We start from the raw sequence: 16,698 nt of genomic DNA, 5'->3' as shown, positions 1-16,698 counted from the left end.
ATCTTTGCCCACAACTTCAAGCGTCTGGCCAGCGTTTTGTAGGTAGCAACTTGGGTTAAAGTATGGCCAGGCTCCTTTCTGGGACGAACCATGGCCCTGCCCTACCCTGTGATTCTGGCAACCTCGCTCGCTGCAGTGCTGGTGACGTATGCGTTTAAGCTAGACGGCCTGCATGCCCTCCCATGGCTGATGTTTTTCACCGCAACGGCCTCGAGCGTCTACGGCCTGCGGGTGGGGCTGGCCTCGGCCCTGGGGTCGGTGCTGGTGCTGCTCTTGTTTCGCTCGAGCCCCCTGGACTACCTGGTGATGGTTGTTATTCTCTCGCTCTCGGCCTTCCTGGCCGACCAGGTGGGCCGTAATTTACGCCAGGCACACCACAAAGCCCGCCAGCTGGCCCAATTGCAGGACGTGTTCCTGCAAGGCCTGGAGGTGGTGCCGCGCTTCCTCAATCGCGAGCAGCTTTTGCGCCAACTGCCCACCCTGCTCTCGCAACTGCTGCAGGGCAGCCAGCTTCGCATCTGGATTCCTGCCGGTGCAGGTCGGCTTACCTTGCTGGAGGACAGCGCTGCCCCAGCGGAAGATGTGCGGCCCAGCCCCTTGGTGCATCGGGCATTGCAAGAAAGCGGCCTGGTCTGGCCGGAGGTAGAAACCAAGCGGCGTCAACCCCACGAGCTGGCGGTGGCCTTGCGGGTGCGCCACGAGACCGTGGCGGTGTTGCAGTTTTTGCGGGCCGAGGGCTGGCAGAAGCAGGAACTCGAGCTGTTTTCCCGTCTGGCCCTGGCCATGAGCCGGCAGCTCGAGCACCTGCACGACCTCGAGCTGCGCCGCTTGCTGCTCAAGGCGGCCGACCATCTGGCCTCGGCCGGTGATAAAAACAAAGTGGCCGATGTGGTACTAAGTTACCTATTACCGGCGCTGGGTATGGAGGCTGGGGCGGTTTTGCAGTACCGCCGGGGGGCTTTGCGCGGGCTGGCCTGGCGCATACCGCGGGAATTGCGTCCCAAACTTACACCGCTGGCCCGCAAGCTTCCCTATCGGCAAGGGCTGGCCTGGCAGGCGTACCACTCGGGCACGGCCCAGTTCAGCGAAAACTACGCAAGCCTGCCAGAGGCCATTCCCGAAGTAGCACAACTGGGGTTCGAGACCCTGGTGGCCTATCCGGTGCATACCCGCGATGCCATGAAGGGCCGGGTGGTGCTGGTGCTGGGTACCCGGGCCCGGCTGGCCTGGACCCACAGCAAAAAAGAAAATCTCCTGGGCATAGAACGCCTGCTCAGCTCGGCCCTGGAACGGGTATTGCTCGAAGAAGTGCAGCAGCGCATCAACCGCCTGCTGACCGAGGCCTGGTCGTACCCTTCCCGGCAGGCGTACCAGCACATCCTCGAGGCCGCGGTGGATCTGGTGCCGGGCAGCGATGCCGGTAGCCTGTGGGTACGCGAGGAAGACGGGTTTGCCTGTCAGGCCTCGGTGGGTTCGGTCTGGGCGTGTGATCAGAGCTGGGATGAGGATGCGTTTCTGGCCTGGTATGCCCACGATAAAGCCAAGGCCTTGCGGGGCCAGCCACGCATCCTGAACCGAAGCCAGCTTGTAAGTGGGGGCCAGGGCGCCAACCTGTGCCTGCCGGTGAACCATCAAGGCAGGGTGCTGGCCTACCTGAACCTGGACAGCCTGCACGACAGCGAGGCTTTTGCCGAGGATTCCCTGGCCACAGCACAGTTTTTTGCCACACCCATTGCCACCCTGGTACACGAGCTGCAAAGCCGCAGCGCCCTGGAAAAAGCAGCCCTCACCGATGCCCTCACCGGTCTATACAACCGCCGCGCTTTCGACCTGCGCCTCAAGGAGGAGTTTGAGCGGGCTGTCCGCTACCAGTATCCCCTTACTTTGCTGGTGCTCGACCTGAAAAACTTCAAACCCATCAACGACCGCCTGGGCCATGCCGTGGGCGATGAGGCCCTGATCACGGTGGCTCGAGCGCTTAGCAAAACACAACGGGCCGGGGATATGGTGTTTCGCTGGGGGGGCGACGAGTTTGCAGTGTTGTTGCCCCAGACCTCCAAAGAAGGTGCTGGGGTGGTGGCTGCGCGTATCCTCGAGACCATCTCCAAGATCTGCCTGAGCGGAATATGTCTGTCCGCCAACATTGGCTTCGCGAGCTTCCCCAGCGAGGCCCAGACCGCCGAGCGTCTGCTGATTCTGGCCGACCAGCGCATGTACGCCGATAAAAACGGCACTTCTGCAGAAACCGGAACGCAAGCGTCCGATAAATAGCCCACTGCTCACGGTGGGGGGTGTTTGGTCGGTGGGAAGCTGGGGGTTCATATGGCTTATCCGCTTAGAATAGGGCTTATGTTGAAGGCCGTTCCCGGAACCAACGACGTGTTTGCTCAGGCCAAGGAGTACCCTTTCCGTGAGCCGGTTTTTCGCTACATTGTCCAGACCGCCGAAGAGGTTTTGCGCCGGGCGGGGGCCCAGATGATCCATACCCCGATTTTCGAGTACCTCGAGGTCTTCCAAAAAGGGGTGGGCCTGACCTCGGACATTGTGGTCAAAAAGGAAATGTTCGTGCTGGAGGACCGCGGTGGCCGGCTGCTGGCGCTGCGCCCCGAACCCACCGCCTCCATTGTGCGGGCCTACAACGAGCACGGCATGAAGGTCTGGCCCCAGCCGGTGCGGCTTTTTACCTGGGGGCCTATCTTCCGGGGCGAACGTCAGCAAAAAGGGCGCTACAAGCAGTTTCACCAGGTTGACTACGAGGCCCTGGGCCTGGCCGACCCGCTCTTGGACGCCGAGGCCATCGCGCTGATGGTGCGAATTTACAAAACCCTGGGCCTGCGGGGCCTCGAGGTCAGACTGGGCTCGGTGGGCGACCCCGCAGACCGCCTGCGCTACAACCAGTACCTGCGCTCCCTCTTCGAGCCTTATGCTCAGGCGCTTTCGGAGGACTCGAGAACCCGCCTGGAAACCAATCCCATGCGCATCCTGGACTCCAAGAGCGAGCGCGACCAGCAGATCATCGCAGAGCTACAACCCAGACCCATGCTGGAGTTTCTGGGCCAGGAAGCCCGGGCCTTCCACCTTCAGGTCTGCCGCTACCTCGACCGGCTAGGGGTGGTCTATATGGTAGACCCCAGCATGGTACGGGGCCTGGACTATTACGTGCGTACCGCCTGGGAAGTCCACCACGCCCAGATTGGGGCCAAGTCGGCCCTGGGGGGCGGTGGGCGCTACGATGGGCTTTCGGAGATGCTGGGCGGCCCCCCGCTGCCGGGGGTGGGCTTTGGCATCGGCATCGAGCGGCTGGCCATTGCCCTCGAGCAAGAAGACGTACATATCCCTGCCGACCCCAGCCCCACCCTCTACCTGGCGCCGCTGGACGAAGCCGCCAAAATCGAGGCCCTGGCCCTGGCCGAGCAACTCCGGCCCAAAATTCGCGTGGAGATCGGCTACACCCCCAAAAGCCCGCGCAAGGCCCTCGAGGACGCTTTGAAGAAAGGGGCCCGCTACGTGGGCTTTCTGGGCGAGTCGGAGCGGGCCAGAGGGGTGATTACCCTCAAACATCTGGAAAGCGGCGAACAAAAGGAGCTCGAGGCCCTGCAACTACACAGCCTGTTTGAAGGCCCGGAGGTGCAGTAATCACATTTTTGTGAAGCCCTGGATGAGCCTCTACCTCGCCTCTTGCTGCGCTTGGCAAAAACAGGGGGCATTATTGCCTTTTGCTAAGCAGATAGCTTCGATAGTCTTTATGTGCAATATTTCACGATACTAAATGTTCGTGATAAATTTATTCAACAGGTCTAGATTTTGAGAACTTTTCACAAAAAGGTATGCTAAAGCCTATGCGTCGAACGCTTTACTGTGGTCATTTGCGCAAAGAACATGCCAATCAAACCGTGGTACTGGAGGGCTGGGTTAACCGCAGGCGCGACCTGGGCGGGCTCATCTTTATTGATCTACGCGACCGCGAGGGGCTGGCCCAGGTCGTTGTTAGCCCCGAGGCTTCCTGCTTCGCTGAGGCCGACCGGCTGCGCTCGGAATGGGTGATACGGGTAGAAGGTAAGGTTCAGCTTCGGCCTGCCGATCAGGTCAACCCTCGGCTTGCCACCGGGGCAGTGGAAGTGATTGCCGAACGCCTCGAGGTGCTCGCCGAAGCCAAGACCCCCCCCTTCCCCATCGACGCGGGCTGGCGTGGCGAGGAAGACCAGCACGTAGGCGAGGAGGTACGGCTAAAAAACCGCGTGGTGGATTTGCGTCGCAAGCGGCTGCACGATAACCTGCGTCTGCGCCACCAGGTGGTCGCGGCCATTTATAGCTTTTTGGATGGGGAGGGCTTCATCAGCGTAGAAACGCCCTATCTAACCCGCTCCACCCCCGAAGGTGCACGCGATTTTCTGGTGCCCTCGAGGCTCGAGCCCGGCCACTTTTATGCCCTGCCGCAGTCACCCCAGCTTTTCAAGCAGATGCTAATGGTCGCGGGTTACGACCGCTACTTCCAGATTGCCCGCTGCTTCCGCGACGAGGACCTGCGGGCCGACCGCCAGCCCGACTTTACCCAGCTCGATATGGAGATGTCCTTCGTCACCCAGGACGACATCATCGCGCTTAACGAGCGGCTGGCCGCCCACATCCTGCGCGAGACCAAAGGCCTCGAGCTGACCCTCCCCTTCCCCCGCCTGAGCTATGCCGAGGCCATGAACCGCTTTGGCTCCGACAAGCCCGACCTGCGCTTTGGCCTCGAGCTGCAAGACGTTACGGAGGTGTTCAGGGGGGGCGAGTTCAGGGCCTTTGCAGCAGCCGAAACGGTCAAGGCCCTGGTGGCGCCCAGCCTGTTGTCGCGCAGGGAAATTGAGGAGCTCGAGGCCATTGCCAAAAGCAAAGGCGCAGCAGGGCTGGCCTGGGCCAGGTACGAGAACGCCGGGCTTTCGGGCGGAATTGCAAAATTCATACCTGCTGACCTGCGCCAAAAGCTGAGCCTCAACGAGGGCCAGACCCTGCTGTTTGTGGCCGGCCCCTGGCGCAAAACGGTAGAGAGCCTGGGGGCAGTGCGGCTCGAGCTCGGCAAACGGCTAGGCCTGATCGAGCCCGGTTACAGGTTTTTGTGGGTGGTGGACTTCCCCCTGCTGGAGTGGGACGAGGAGGCGAGCCGCTGGACCTATATGCATCACCCCTTTACCAGCCCCAACCTCGACGATCTGCACCTACTGGACACCGACCCCCAGAAGGTGCGGGCCTACGCCTACGACTTCGTGCTCAACGGCAGCGAGATTGGGGGCGGCTCCATTCGTATCCATCGCCGCGACCTGCAAGAACGTATGTTCGCCCTGCTGGGCATCAGCCCCGCGGAGGCCCAGCAGAAGTTTGGCTTTCTGCTCGAGGCCCTGTCTTACGGCGCACCACCCCACGGGGGCATCGCCTGGGGGCTTGACCGCTTTGTGGCCCACCTGGCCGGCGAAGAGTCGATTCGTGAGGTCATTGCTTTCCCCAAGAACAAGGAGGGCAAGGAAACCCTCACCGGCGCCCCTGCCCCGGTGGATGAGGCCCAACTGGCCGCGGTGGGGCTGGCCATACGGAGCAAGGTATGAGTGCCTGGTCGACGCCAGACCCAAACCCCGGTACACTCCTGCAGACCAGAGGAGGGCTTTATGTCTAAGGCCAGCCAGCGTGTGCCGTATCTTTTGGTGGATGTCTTTACCGAAGTGCCCGGTGGAGGCAACCGGGTGGCCCTGGTTCTGGACGCCCGCGGCCTGACCACCGAGGAGATGCAGCTTGTAGCCACCCGGCTGGGGCAGCCCCAGGCGGCCTTCGTTACCGACTGGGAGGGCACAGGCTTTGAGGTGCGCTTTTTTGCTGCCAATGGCGAGGTGGAGTTTAGCGGCCATGCTGCGGTGGGCCTGGCGCTTTCACTGCTGCAGGAAGGCCTGCTTCCAGAAGGTGTCAACAGGCTCTACTTGCGCACCATTGGGGAGTCGCTCACGGTAGAGCTTTCGGAAGGGCGCGCCCTGGTGCAAAGCCCGAGCCCTCGCTTCCGCGACCCACCTTCCTGGAAGGTGCTGCAGGAGTTTATCGAAGTGATGGGGGCCAACGAGCGCTACCTGCACCGGGGCCTGCCCTATGGCATCACCTTTACCGGCTTGTGGACGCTTTTCATGCCAGTGGTGGCACCAGGGCTGGTGGATGCCCTCGAGCCCGACATGGATAGGCTTGCGGTGCTGTCGAATGAGCTCGAGGTCGCTACCGTCCACGTATACGCCCCTTATGGCCCCCGCCGCTTCTACGCGCGCACCTTCGCCCCCGCCCTGGGCATCCCCGAAGACCCCGTCACCGGCTCACCCAATGCTGCCCTGGGCACACTGCTGGCCCGGGCTGGGGTGGTGCCGCGCTGGGAAGGCGAGGTCAACCTGACCGTCACCCAGGGGCACCGCATGGGTGGCCCCGGCCAGGTGGAGGTGCGGGTGGAGTACGGCCCGGCTGGAAATATTCTGGGGGTGTATATCGGAGGTACGGCGGTGGTGGCCGAAAATGGGGTGGTGGAGTTGGGTGGAAACCCCAATTAAAGACCGTCAGCCCGCGGGCTTTGGCACACCACATCAAGCCCTACCCTTACAGCCCCACCCAAGCTATGAATAAACCTATCCAGCTCGTGCTAATTGACGTTGATGGTACGCTGTACGGCCCCAACGGCGTACCCTCGTGCGCCTGGGATGCCGCCGCACGGGCCAGGGCAGCGGGCCTGCATCTGAGCATTTGCACCGGGCGGCCTGGGCGCGGTTTTGCCCTGGACTACGCCCGGCGGCTGGATCCCCAGGGTTTGCATATTTTTGAGTCTGGGGCCATGATTGTTTCTGGTACAGGCCAGGTAGTACGAGCCACAAGCCTCCCCCTCCAGGTCTACCAGCGGCTGCTCGAGCTGGGCAGGGTGTATGGCGTGCCCTTTGAAGTCTATACCGCCGAAGGCGGCTTCTACCGTGAAAACCAGCACCCCGACCTGCTCACGCACGAGAGCATGCTGGGCTTTTCGGCCCAGGAGCATAGCTTAGATGGGTTGGCCCAGAGGGTAGTGCGGGTGCAGTTTGTCTGGCGCCCCTCACCTGCCTGGCAGCAGTTGCGCGAACAAATTGCCCAGATGCCAGAGGTCGAGTTGCACGAAGCCACCAGCCCTGGTATGCCAGGGGTTGGTTTTAGCTCGGTTACGGCGGCGGGGGTTTCCAAGCGGGCAGCCGCAGCCTGGGTTGCAGCCGAGCTTGGGCTGGACCTGAGTCGTTGTGCAATGGTGGGCGATGGCGAAAACGACCTCGAGCTGATTCGCGCGGCTGGCCTCGGCATTGCCATGGGCAATGCCCCTGAAGCAGTTAAGCAGGCCGCCGACCTGGTGGTGGGCACGGTGGATGGGTGCGGCCTCGAGCAGGCCCTGGAGGCTATTGTGGGGCAATCATCTTGTGCTATTTTTCACGATAATAGTAGTTCGTGAAAATGCTATCTAAAAAAGGAATTCATGATTAAGCTAATCGCCCTCGACCTGGACGGAACTTTCTATGCAGGCCGCAACTTCGGGGTTCCAGATTCGGCCTGGGAAGCAGTTGAAAAAGCCCGTCAGCAGGGGCTGCGCTTTGCTGTGTGCACCGGGCGGCCTCAGGGGGGCTATGGGCTTTTTTACGCACAACGTCTAGAGCCCAACGGGCCTCACGTCTTCAACGACGGCGCCTCGGTCTGCGACGCGCAGGGTCGCTCGCTCCATGCCCACGCGCTGCCACACCTGGCAGAACTAGTTGAGCTGGCACGGAAATATCGCCTTCCCTTCGATCTAATGGGGGCTGAGGGTGGCCGCTACTACGAAGAAGGGCTGATGCCGCCAGAACTGCTCTCACATATCGAGATTACCGGGGTCGAGGCCCGTTCAGCCCGATTGGAGGAAATCGAAGAAACCCTGGTTCGTTTGTGGTTTGTGGTTAGCGACCTGGGCCTGTGGGAGATGGTCAAACCCGAGCTGGCCGACCTGCCGTTTGTCGACCTGGCCGAGTACCAGAGCCCCCGGGAGGTGATTACCGGGGTCATCCGCAAGGGTGTCACCAAGGCCACCGGATTGCGCTGGTTGGCCGAGCATTACCACATCTCCCTGAGCGAAATTGCCATGATTGGTGACAGCCACAACGACCTCGAGGCCATCCACCAAGCCGGGCTTGGCATTGCCATGGGCAACGCCGTAGATGAAATTAAGGCCGCCGCCGACCACATCACCGGCCATGTGCGCGAGCAAGGCTTTGCCCAGGCGGTTGAGTACGTCCTGGCGCTAAATGGCCACCCCCAAAGCCTGTTCCGCTAAGACAGGGGCTCTATGGGCGCTTGTTGTCCACATTGCGCGCGGGATATTCTTCCCTATGCACCATTACAAGTTGGTGCCACCATTTGTGCATGTTCGGTATTCGCGACCGAAAGCTCGGTGTATTGGTGGCTTTGATGTTTGCCCCATTTGCCTTGCAGCTACTGGGCTGGGCCGGAACACCGCTGGGTGGAGGGCCCTGTGGAGCCATTGGGCTGGATCAACTTATGCTCGAGCAACCCCAGGCTTTCTTCTATGCACAAATCATGCTGTGGGGCATCGCGCTGCTGATGGCTACGGGGTTTTTTATCCTGATGCTCAGCTTCATGAACAACGGCTCGATTCCTAAGGCCCAGGCGAGACCGTTTGTGCTGGCGGGTCAGCTAATAGGGGGAATTACCGCCCTAATTTACCTGCTGACCCGCACCACGGGCCTCCCTGCACCCAGCCCCATTGGCTGGCTGATGAGCGGCCGCGAACCCATCGACGTAATTGGGGCGCTTGTGCTGGTAGTGCTCTTTACGCACAGCTTTCTGGCACTCAACTGGCTGCAAGAAGCCCCCGCCCCACAAACCCTGGAGCTGGAAGCACCCGCCCAACACCATAACCCGCGGTAAAAAACTTCCTGTGCGCTGATTGGACAACTCAACAGAAATGTCCCTGATGTTCTGTTTGCTGGGCCCCCGCCTGGGGTTCGTATCAAATGTGCTTCGTGCACAAGTTGTGCTACCATGTACAGCCGTGACAACTGTTTCTGGAGGCCGCTGGGTTGCCGAAATATATGGCTGTAACCTGGAAGTGCTGGAAAACCCCAAGCTGGTAGAGGTAGCGCTACGGGATGCGGTGCTCAAGCTTGGTGCACCTCCGGCTAGTATACAGTCCACGGTCTACAAGTTTTACCCTCAGGGACTTTCGGCAGCCATCCTCTCCCCTGTGGCCGCAGTAATGATTCACACCTGGCCAGAGGACAACGCCTCAGCAGCGCTTGACCTTTACTTTTATAAGCGCGACGTAGACCCCGAAGCGGTGTTGCGGGGGCTGGCAAGGGCATTTGGGGCCCAGGAAGAGTCGGCTTTTCGCTTCTGGCGTGGTGGGGAGCATGAAATCAAGCGCCGCAGGCAAGGAGCACCAAGCAAAAGCGAGCTGTAGCAAATAGAGCGGTCTTAAGAGAGGATGGTACAATCCCAATCACAAAAAGGGCTGTCTCGCGCTTATTTTTGCCACTGCTCATAGCGGCAATAAAGCGAAGACCGCGATAAATGGCCGTAATGGCCCGAAAACCCACAACTGGAGGAATCGCTATGGAATATGGCATGTACTACCTCGAGCAGGTCACACCCTACGAAGCCATCTACCGCCGCATGAACAGGGTACTAGCTACTGGGCGAACCAAATTTCAGGATTACTTTATCTTCCAAACCGAAGGCTTTGGCAAAGTCCTGGTGCTGGACAAAGATGTGCAGTCTACCGAACGCGACGAGTACATCTACCACGAAACACTGGTGCATCCGGCCATGCTGGCCCATCCCAACCCGCGTTCGGTGTTCATTGTCGGGGGGGGCGAAGGTGCTACGCTGCGCGAGGTTTTGCGGCACCCAAGCGTGGAAAAAGCTGTGATGTGCGATATTGACGATGAGCTTGTGGCAATGGCCCGTACCCTGCTACCAGAGTGGCATCAGGGTGCCTTCGACAACCCCCGGGCGGTGGTCGTTACCGAGGATGCCAGGGGCTGGCTGGAAAATCACCCCGATACCTACGACGTTATCATCGTGGATCTGAACGACCCCGTGGGTGAGGACAACCCCGCCCGAATGCTCTTTACTGTGGAGTTTTACGAGCTGCTCAAAGCGCGTCTCAACCCCGGCGGCCTGATGGCCATGCAAGCGGGTATGATCTTGCTCACCCATCACAAAATGCATCCGGTGGTGCACCATACGGTTAAGCAAGTTTTTAGGCATACCCGCAGTTACCGCAACTACATCCCCGGCTTCATGCTCAATTTTGGTTTTATTGTGGCCTCCGACGCTGTCGACGTTACGGGTTTGAGCGAGGGCACCCTTGAAGCCCGTATTCTGGAGCGTCAGCTCCCGCTTAAGCACCTCGATGCACCTTTTATCGAAGCCATGTTTGTTTTGCCCAAAGACCTCAAAGAGGCCATTGCCGCAGAAAAGATGGTCTCGAGGGACGCAGCACCCTTCTGGCTAACCGAAGAAGGCAAAGCATGGCAATCTGGGGTTTGAGTGGGCTGCCATCCATGCAATTTTTCATCACAAAGGCATAGAATCTAAGCCATGCAAAGAACCCTTTTTACTGTAGTTGTAATCCTGGCCGTCGTCGTAGCAGCCATCCTGTTTCTGGTGCTAAGGCCCAAACCCACAGCCAGCAGCGCCGACGCCACCGCCGGAGCACGTTTTGTCATTGGCGATGCAAACGCCAAAGTTACCGTGGTCGACTTTTCCAACTACCTGTGTGGCCACTGCCGCGACCACGCCAACAATGTGTTCCCGCTAATCAAGCGCGACTACATCGATACTGGCAAAATACGCTACGTCTTCCGCGATTTTCCCTTTGGCGGGCAGGAAAACGTAATTCGCGCGGGAGAGGCCGCAGCCTGCGCTGCCGACAGCAACCTGTACCTCGAGTACCACGAGGCCCTTTTTCGAGCCCAGATGCAGTGGGCAGGTTTGAGCGGGCAAGCCCTTAACAATTACTTTGCAGACCTGGCCGGGCAGATTGGAATCGCTCCGGCGACTTTCTCAGAGTGTCTGAAGTCGGGCAACAAGCGCGCTGGTGTCATCGCCGACCAGAAACTGGCGATCGATCTGGGGCTCACCGGTACGCCCAGCTTCATTGTGAACGGTGAGACCTTCACCGGCCAACGCCCCTACGATAGCTGGCGCGAAATTCTGGACAAGGCCCTGGCCGGGCAATCCAAGGGTGATGACCAGGGTGGTTACAGCAGCCCTACCAAACCCTAGCCGTAAAGAGCACAAAGGCTCGCCCTTGGGGCGAGCCTTTGCAGAAAGCTATGCTCTGCCTCAAGATGCCTGGCGCAAGCGGGCCTCCTCGAGCGCCATCAACGGCTTGTCAAGATGGGGCATATCGAAGACCACTTCCTTGACCCCTGAGCCCGGCAGTTCGTACATTAGCTCTACCATAGCCTTTTCGATAACAGCCCGCAGCCCACGGGCTCCTGTGCCGCGTTTGAGGGCACGTCGGGCGATTTCCCGAAGGGCGCCAGGTGTGAAGCGGAGCTCGATGCCCTCCATGCGCAGCAGTTCCTGGTACTGGCGAATAAGGGCATTCCTGGGCTCGGTCAGAATACGCACCAGGGCTTCTTCGTCGAGGGCCTCGAGCTGAACCATCACCGGCATACGGCCCACAAACTCCGGTATCAGGCCAAAGCGAACCAGGTCTTCAGGAATCACCTCGGGCTTTTCTTCGCTTTTCTTGGGACGGGTGAAACCGATGGAGTTCTGATCCACCCGTGAAAGCACGATGCGCTCGAGGCCATCAAAAGCCCCGCCCAGGATAAACAGAATGTTCCTGGTGTTGAGCGCAATGAACTCCTGGTGGGGGTGCTTGCGGCCACCCTGCGGTGGAACGTTGGCTACCGTGCCCTCAATGATCTTCAAAAGAGCTTGCTGCACCCCCTCCCCCGAAACGTCCCGGGTCAGGCTGGGGTTCTCGGACTTGCGGGCAATTTTGTCGATCTCATCAATGTAGATAATGCCTTTTTCAGCAGCCCGCACATCAAAGTCGGCAGCCTGCAGCAGGCGCAACAAAACGTTTTCCACATCTTCGCCCACATATCCGGCTTCGGTCAGGGTGGTAGCGTCGGCTATGGCAAAAGGCACATCCAGCATTCGGGCCAGGGTTTCGGCCAGCAGGGTTTTGCCGGTTCCTGTGGGCCCAATCAGCAGCACGTTGGACTTCTGAACCTCGGCCTCGGGGTGCAGCAGGCGCTTGTAGTGGTTGTAAACGGCCACCGAAAGGGTCTTTTTCGGTAGTTCCTGTCCAATCACGTACTGGTCGAGGAAGCTCTTGATTTCAGCCGGTTTGGGCAGGTGGCGTGGGCCGGTAAAACCAGGCCTGGGTTCGGAATCCAGCAGATCGTTGGCCCGATCAACACACTCGTTACAGATGTACACCTCACCCAGGGGTGACTCAATCAGCTGGGCAACCTCGGGGTGCTTCTTACCACAAAAACTGCAGGATGGCTTATTGCGTTTCACGGCTAACCACCTGATCTACCAGCCCATAGCCTGCCGCTTCTTCGGCGGTAAGGTAGTAATCGCGCTCGGTATCGCGCTCCACTTTTTCCAGGGGTTGATTGGTATGCCGGGCCAGGATGGCGTTTAGCACCTTGCGGGTCTTGAGTATTTGTTCAGCCTGTATGGCAATATCGGTGGCCTGTCCACCCAGGCCCCTAGCCCAGGGCTGGTGAATCATAACCTTGGAGTGAGGCAGGGCATAGCGCTTGCCAGGCTCACCAGCCGCCAGCAGCACTGCACCCATCGAGGCAGCAAGCCCCACACAAATGGTCGAGACCGGGGCCGTAACAAACTGCATGGTGTCGTAGATGGCCAGACCCGCATCCACGTCGCCACCGGGCGAGTTGATGTACATGCGAATTTCCTGGTTGGGGTTTTGCGCCGCCAGGAAGAGGATTTGTGCCACGATGGTGTTGGCTACCTGTGCGTCGATCGGTGTACCCAGAAAGATGATACGGTCTTTGAGTAGGCGGCTATAAATGTCGTAAACACGTTCGCCACGGGCAGTTTGTTCGATGACATATGGAACGATCATATCGGCTCTATTGTATGACTGAAGTCAGGTTCAAGAGGGCATTGGCGCACATAGGGCAGTAGCACAGGATTCAAAGCGGCATCGGTAGGACTCAAGCTGCCCTACCGATGCCCCGCCAGCCCTCAGATGCGTAAGGTCTGGCTGGTCTAGTGAAGCCTTGGAAGATGGCTACGATGCAAGGATCTGCACGGCTTCAAATAGCGCTTTATCGTGAAGGCGCTGAATCCGCAGGCGGGCCAGGGTATCTCGTCCGAGTTCGCTTTGCAGGCGGGATGGTGTTGTGCGGTACGAGCGCGCCAGTTCGGCCAGGAATTCATCGAACTCTTCCTGGCTTAGCGCAGTCTTAAGCTCATCAGCCAGAGCCTCTACGGCCAGCGAGCGGCGCAAGCGCTTGATGGCGCTCTGGCTCATGCTTTGCTTGAACTCCTCGAGCTTACCGTCTTTCTCGAGCTGCTCCAAGTATTCACCCAGGTCGAGATTCTGCTCCTGCAGGTCTTCTGCCAGGCCTTCCAGCAAGCCCTGCTCTTCTCGCATCAGCATGGTGGGGGGAATCTCGACCTCAATGGCCTCGGCCAGTTTGTCCAGCAGTTGCGAAGCCTTGGCTTTACTGGTCTCGCGCTCGAACTGCGCCTTGAGGGTTTCGCGAACTTTGGCTACCAGGGACTCGAGGTTTTCTTCACCCACCGTCTTGGCGAATTCGTCGTCGAGTTCGGGCAATTGCAGGGCCTTGACTTCCAGCACCCTGGTCTTGACCTCACGCACAACGGTTTCGCCATCCTTCACCGGCACCAGCACCTCGTCGCCAGCTTTCTTGCCCAGCAAAGCCTCGCGCACGTGGGGTTGGGCGTTTTCCATCACCACCGGAAAACGCCCGCCGTCTTCCGTCTCGATAAACACGTGATCGGTGGCCTGAACCTCACGGTCAACCGCCACCATCTCACCATAACGACTGCGAAGATCTTCCAGAGCCTTGTTGACCACTTCCTCGGTCAGTTCAGGTGTTTCCACCTCGAGCTTGAAGCTGCGCCAGTCGGGTAATTTTACTTCGGGGTAGTTCTCCACCTCCACGGTGTAGACGTAAGGCTCCCCAAAGGTCAGGTGTTCTTCCAAAACCCTGACACCTACGGGCAGTAGCGAAAGCTCGCGGGCCGCTTTGGGGAAGGTCTCGTCGCGCAAAACCTCCTTAACCTCATCAAGCAGGGATTCTTTGCCAATTTTGGCCTCAATTACTTTGGCTGGGGCCTTCCCTGGCCGAAAACCCGGCACCATCACCCGGCTGGCATAGCTGCTTAAAACCGTGCGGTAGGTCTGTTCGACCTGGCTGGCCGGAACCTCCACCTTGATTTTTACCTTGTAGCCATCGCGTTCTAGAATTTCTGCCACAACACACCTCAAGTCCGACCTCGGGGGTCGCCAAGGTCATAGTTTACAACCCTAAGCGGGTTTCAGATACACCCACCTGGGACAAGTGACCCTGTATACCCCCTGCCCGTATGCAGTAACTTGTGAAACAAGGAGCATGATATGAAAACAATCCTAGTAATTGGCGGAAACTTCGGCGGGATGACCAGCGCTTTCGAGCTAAAGCGCAGGCTGGGCAAAGAAGCCCGGATAGTGGTGGTCTCGAGGCAAAAGGAGTTTGTGTACATCCCCTCCCTCATCTGGGTGCCTTTTGGCCGCCGCAAGGTATCGGACATCACTTTCGATGCCGAGAGCACCTTCCGCCGTGGGGGTATCGAGTTTATTCTGGGCGAGGCCACCAAGATTAGACCCGACGAAAACAAAGTGGAGCTGGCCGATGGAACCGTAATTGACTACGACTTCCTGGTCATCGCAACTGGCGCTAAGCTGGCCTGGGACGCAGTGCCAGGGCTGGGACCCAAAGGCCACTCCCACTCCATCTTCACCCCGCCCGATGCCGAGAAAACCTACGAGGCCTACAAGCAGTTCCTCCAAGACCCGGGGCCGGTGGTGATTGGGGCGGTACCGGGTGCGAGTTGTATGGGTGCAGGCTATGAGTATCTGTTCAACTTCGACCATCAGGTACGCAAAGCCGGCAAGCGCAAGCAGGTCAGCATTACCTGGGTCACACCCGAACCCAAGCTCGGCCACTTTGGTATTGGCGGCATGAGCGGCGGCGAGACCATGCTCAAAACCTTCTTGAAAATGCAAGGCATTGAGTACCGTGCCAATGCAGCCATCACCGAGGTCCGACCCGACGGCGTGGTGCTTTCTACCGGTGAAGTGCTGCCTTCGAAGTTCACCATGCTGGTACCCCCATTCGAGGGTGTGGATGTGGTGAAAAACACCCCCGAGTTGGTAGACGCCAAAGGCTTTGTGGAGGTAACAGACGGATACCAGAGCACCCGTTATCCCAACGTATTTGCGGTGGGACTGGCCGCCAAGGTACCTAACCCCTTCAAAGGCGACGTGCCCTTTGGTGTGCCCAAGACCGGCTTCCCCACCGACGAGATGGCTAAAGTTGCTGCCCGTAACATCAGCGAGATTCTGCACGGGAACCTCAACAACCTGCACTGCAAGGCGTTTGGTTCCATGCCGGCCGTATGCGTGATGGACGCGGGCAACAAGGAAGTTATCATCCTGGGCAACCACCTCTTCCCACCGCGCCAATTCCAGGTGATGCTGCCCAACGTACTGGGCGACTTTAACAAGGTCTTGGTCGAAAAAGTGTTGCTGCTAAAGTACCGCAATGGCTGGTCGTTCCTGCCCTAGGGCTGATATAAGCCATTCCTCCACCCCCTCTTTACGGAGGGGGTCTTTGCATTTGGTGCTGTTCGGTCTCAGTCCGAACCATATACTAAAATTGCTTGCTCAAAAGTACCTAGGCATTTTCTATAATTGAAATATGGACAATGCCAACAATAAGCGTGCGAAATCAATATATGGGGGCATGGCGCTGCTAAACGGTGTCGCTTTTTTTGGCAAAGAATACCTGGTTGTGGCCCAGTACACAGATACCGTACTCGAGATCAAAGTGATTCAGATTCCGCCCATTCTACGAAACTTGATCGGGAGTTTGTTGTTCACTTTCTGGTATGCTCTTAGCAACTTCTCGCGCATGAAACCGCACGGTATAAGCAAAAACGCTTGGCGCATGATTAGATTAGGCCTTTTGACCGGGATTGCGTTAGCTTTGGTTGTCATTTTTGGCCTGAATCTCAGATTTAACGGCCTTATGCAGCTTGTGCCCTTGTTATTCATCCTGTTGGTACTTGCTTCAATAAATCTGTACGACAAGAGGTGGCTTGAGCCCCTAAGGGACTTCTTTCGCTACCACAGCGCCGAGCATCAAGCGTTCTGGGCGTATAAGAAGGGATTGCACCTGACAGTCGTGAACGTGGCGATGCAGCCCACTGTTTCTCCGACCTGTGGGAGTGTGCCGGTCTTTTTTGTCTCTCCGCTTTTTTTTGTGTCCATATTCTACCAGATGAACCCCTTACAGGGAGTTCTGAGCACGCTCGCACTCATTTTTCTGAGCATACATTTGATCAAAACGCCAATTCGGAAAAGGACTTGACACCCAGTGGAAAATAAGGGACGGGGGTGAGTTA

General features: G+C 58.7%; 15 protein-coding genes. 12 read left to right on the top strand and 3 right to left on the bottom strand.

All coding sequences use genetic code 11. The features are described 5' to 3' along the window. Positions 1–90: 90 nt before the first annotated feature. From ABWU19_RS11035 to ABWU19_RS10990, 10 genes are all read left to right on the top strand, one after another. Positions 91–2,271, top strand: coding sequence for a diguanylate cyclase domain-containing protein (locus tag ABWU19_RS11035; protein WP_435901737.1), 2,181 nt, complete (start codon positions 91–93; stop codon positions 2,269–2,271). Positions 2,272–2,349: 78 nt separating this feature from the next. Further along, a complete protein-coding gene (gene hisS, locus ABWU19_RS11030) occupies positions 2,350–3,636 on the top strand; it encodes a histidine--tRNA ligase (protein ID WP_435901736.1) in 1,287 nt (428 codons plus the stop codon). A gap of 203 nt (positions 3,637–3,839) precedes the next feature. Next, positions 3,840–5,582, top strand: coding sequence for an aspartate--tRNA ligase (aspS, locus tag ABWU19_RS11025; RefSeq protein ID WP_435901735.1), 1,743 nt, complete (start codon positions 3,840–3,842; stop codon positions 5,580–5,582). 60 nt (positions 5,583–5,642) lie between these two features. Next, positions 5,643–6,554, top strand: a complete 912-nt coding sequence (locus ABWU19_RS11020; protein WP_435901734.1) for a PhzF family phenazine biosynthesis protein — start codon at positions 5,643–5,645, stop codon at positions 6,552–6,554. A 65-nt stretch (positions 6,555–6,619) separates the two neighbouring features. Next, a complete protein-coding gene (locus tag ABWU19_RS11015; RefSeq protein WP_435901733.1) occupies positions 6,620–7,468 on the top strand; it encodes an HAD family hydrolase in 849 nt (282 codons plus the stop codon). A gap of 24 nt (positions 7,469–7,492) precedes the next feature. Beyond that, a complete protein-coding gene (locus tag ABWU19_RS11010) occupies positions 7,493–8,320 on the top strand; it encodes an HAD family hydrolase (RefSeq protein ID WP_435901732.1) in 828 nt (275 codons plus the stop codon). A gap of 134 nt (positions 8,321–8,454) precedes the next feature. After that, positions 8,455–8,934 carry a hypothetical protein gene (locus tag ABWU19_RS11005; protein ID WP_435901731.1) on the top strand — a complete coding sequence of 160 codons (480 nt, stop codon included), beginning with the start codon at positions 8,455–8,457 and terminating at the stop codon, positions 8,932–8,934. Positions 8,935–9,058: 124 nt separating this feature from the next. Beyond that, on the top strand, positions 9,059–9,466 hold the full coding sequence (locus tag ABWU19_RS11000) for an S-adenosylmethionine decarboxylase family protein (protein ID WP_435901730.1): 408 nt from the start codon (positions 9,059–9,061) through the stop codon (positions 9,464–9,466). A 152-nt stretch (positions 9,467–9,618) separates the two neighbouring features. Further along, positions 9,619–10,557, top strand: a complete 939-nt coding sequence (gene speE, locus ABWU19_RS10995) for a polyamine aminopropyltransferase (RefSeq protein ID WP_435901729.1) — start codon at positions 9,619–9,621, stop codon at positions 10,555–10,557. Between the two features lie 51 nt (positions 10,558–10,608). Beyond that, positions 10,609–11,295 carry a DsbA family protein gene (locus ABWU19_RS10990; RefSeq protein ID WP_435901728.1) on the top strand — a complete coding sequence of 229 codons (687 nt, stop codon included), beginning with the start codon at positions 10,609–10,611 and terminating at the stop codon, positions 11,293–11,295. Between the two features lie 60 nt (positions 11,296–11,355). On the opposite strand, the gene clpX is transcribed toward ABWU19_RS10990, so the two are convergent. From clpX to tig, 3 genes are all read right to left on the bottom strand, one after another. Beyond that, complete coding sequence (gene clpX, locus ABWU19_RS10985; protein ID WP_435901727.1) at positions 11,356–12,552, bottom strand: ATP-dependent Clp protease ATP-binding subunit ClpX; 1,197 nt, start codon at positions 12,550–12,552, stop codon at positions 11,356–11,358. Next, positions 12,539–13,126: an ATP-dependent Clp protease proteolytic subunit gene (locus ABWU19_RS10980; protein ID WP_027876617.1), complete on the bottom strand. Its 588-nt coding sequence runs from the start codon at positions 13,124–13,126 to the stop codon at positions 12,539–12,541. Before ABWU19_RS10980 ends, clpX begins: the two co-directional genes overlap by 14 nt. A gap of 168 nt (positions 13,127–13,294) precedes the next feature. Then, positions 13,295–14,509 carry a trigger factor gene (gene tig, locus ABWU19_RS10975; RefSeq protein ID WP_435901726.1) on the bottom strand — a complete coding sequence of 405 codons (1,215 nt, stop codon included), beginning with the start codon at positions 14,507–14,509 and terminating at the stop codon, positions 13,295–13,297. A gap of 141 nt (positions 14,510–14,650) precedes the next feature. Between tig and ABWU19_RS10970 the strand changes: the two genes are divergently transcribed. Next, the gene (locus ABWU19_RS10970; protein WP_435901725.1) at positions 14,651–15,859 is read left to right on the top strand and encodes an NAD(P)/FAD-dependent oxidoreductase; all 1,209 of its coding nucleotides are present in this window, start codon (positions 14,651–14,653) and stop codon (positions 15,857–15,859) included. Between the two features lie 133 nt (positions 15,860–15,992). Then, positions 15,993–16,664 carry a DUF1385 domain-containing protein gene (locus ABWU19_RS10965; RefSeq protein WP_435901724.1) on the top strand — a complete coding sequence of 224 codons (672 nt, stop codon included), beginning with the start codon at positions 15,993–15,995 and terminating at the stop codon, positions 16,662–16,664. The last annotated feature ends 34 nt before the right edge of the window (positions 16,665–16,698 follow it).

Origin of the sequence: Meiothermus cerbereus (assembly GCF_051297115.1) — a bacterium.
Taxonomy (GTDB): domain Bacteria; phylum Deinococcota; class Deinococci; order Deinococcales; family Thermaceae; genus Meiothermus; species Meiothermus cerbereus_A.
This window is presented reverse-complemented; position numbering and strand designations above follow the sequence as displayed.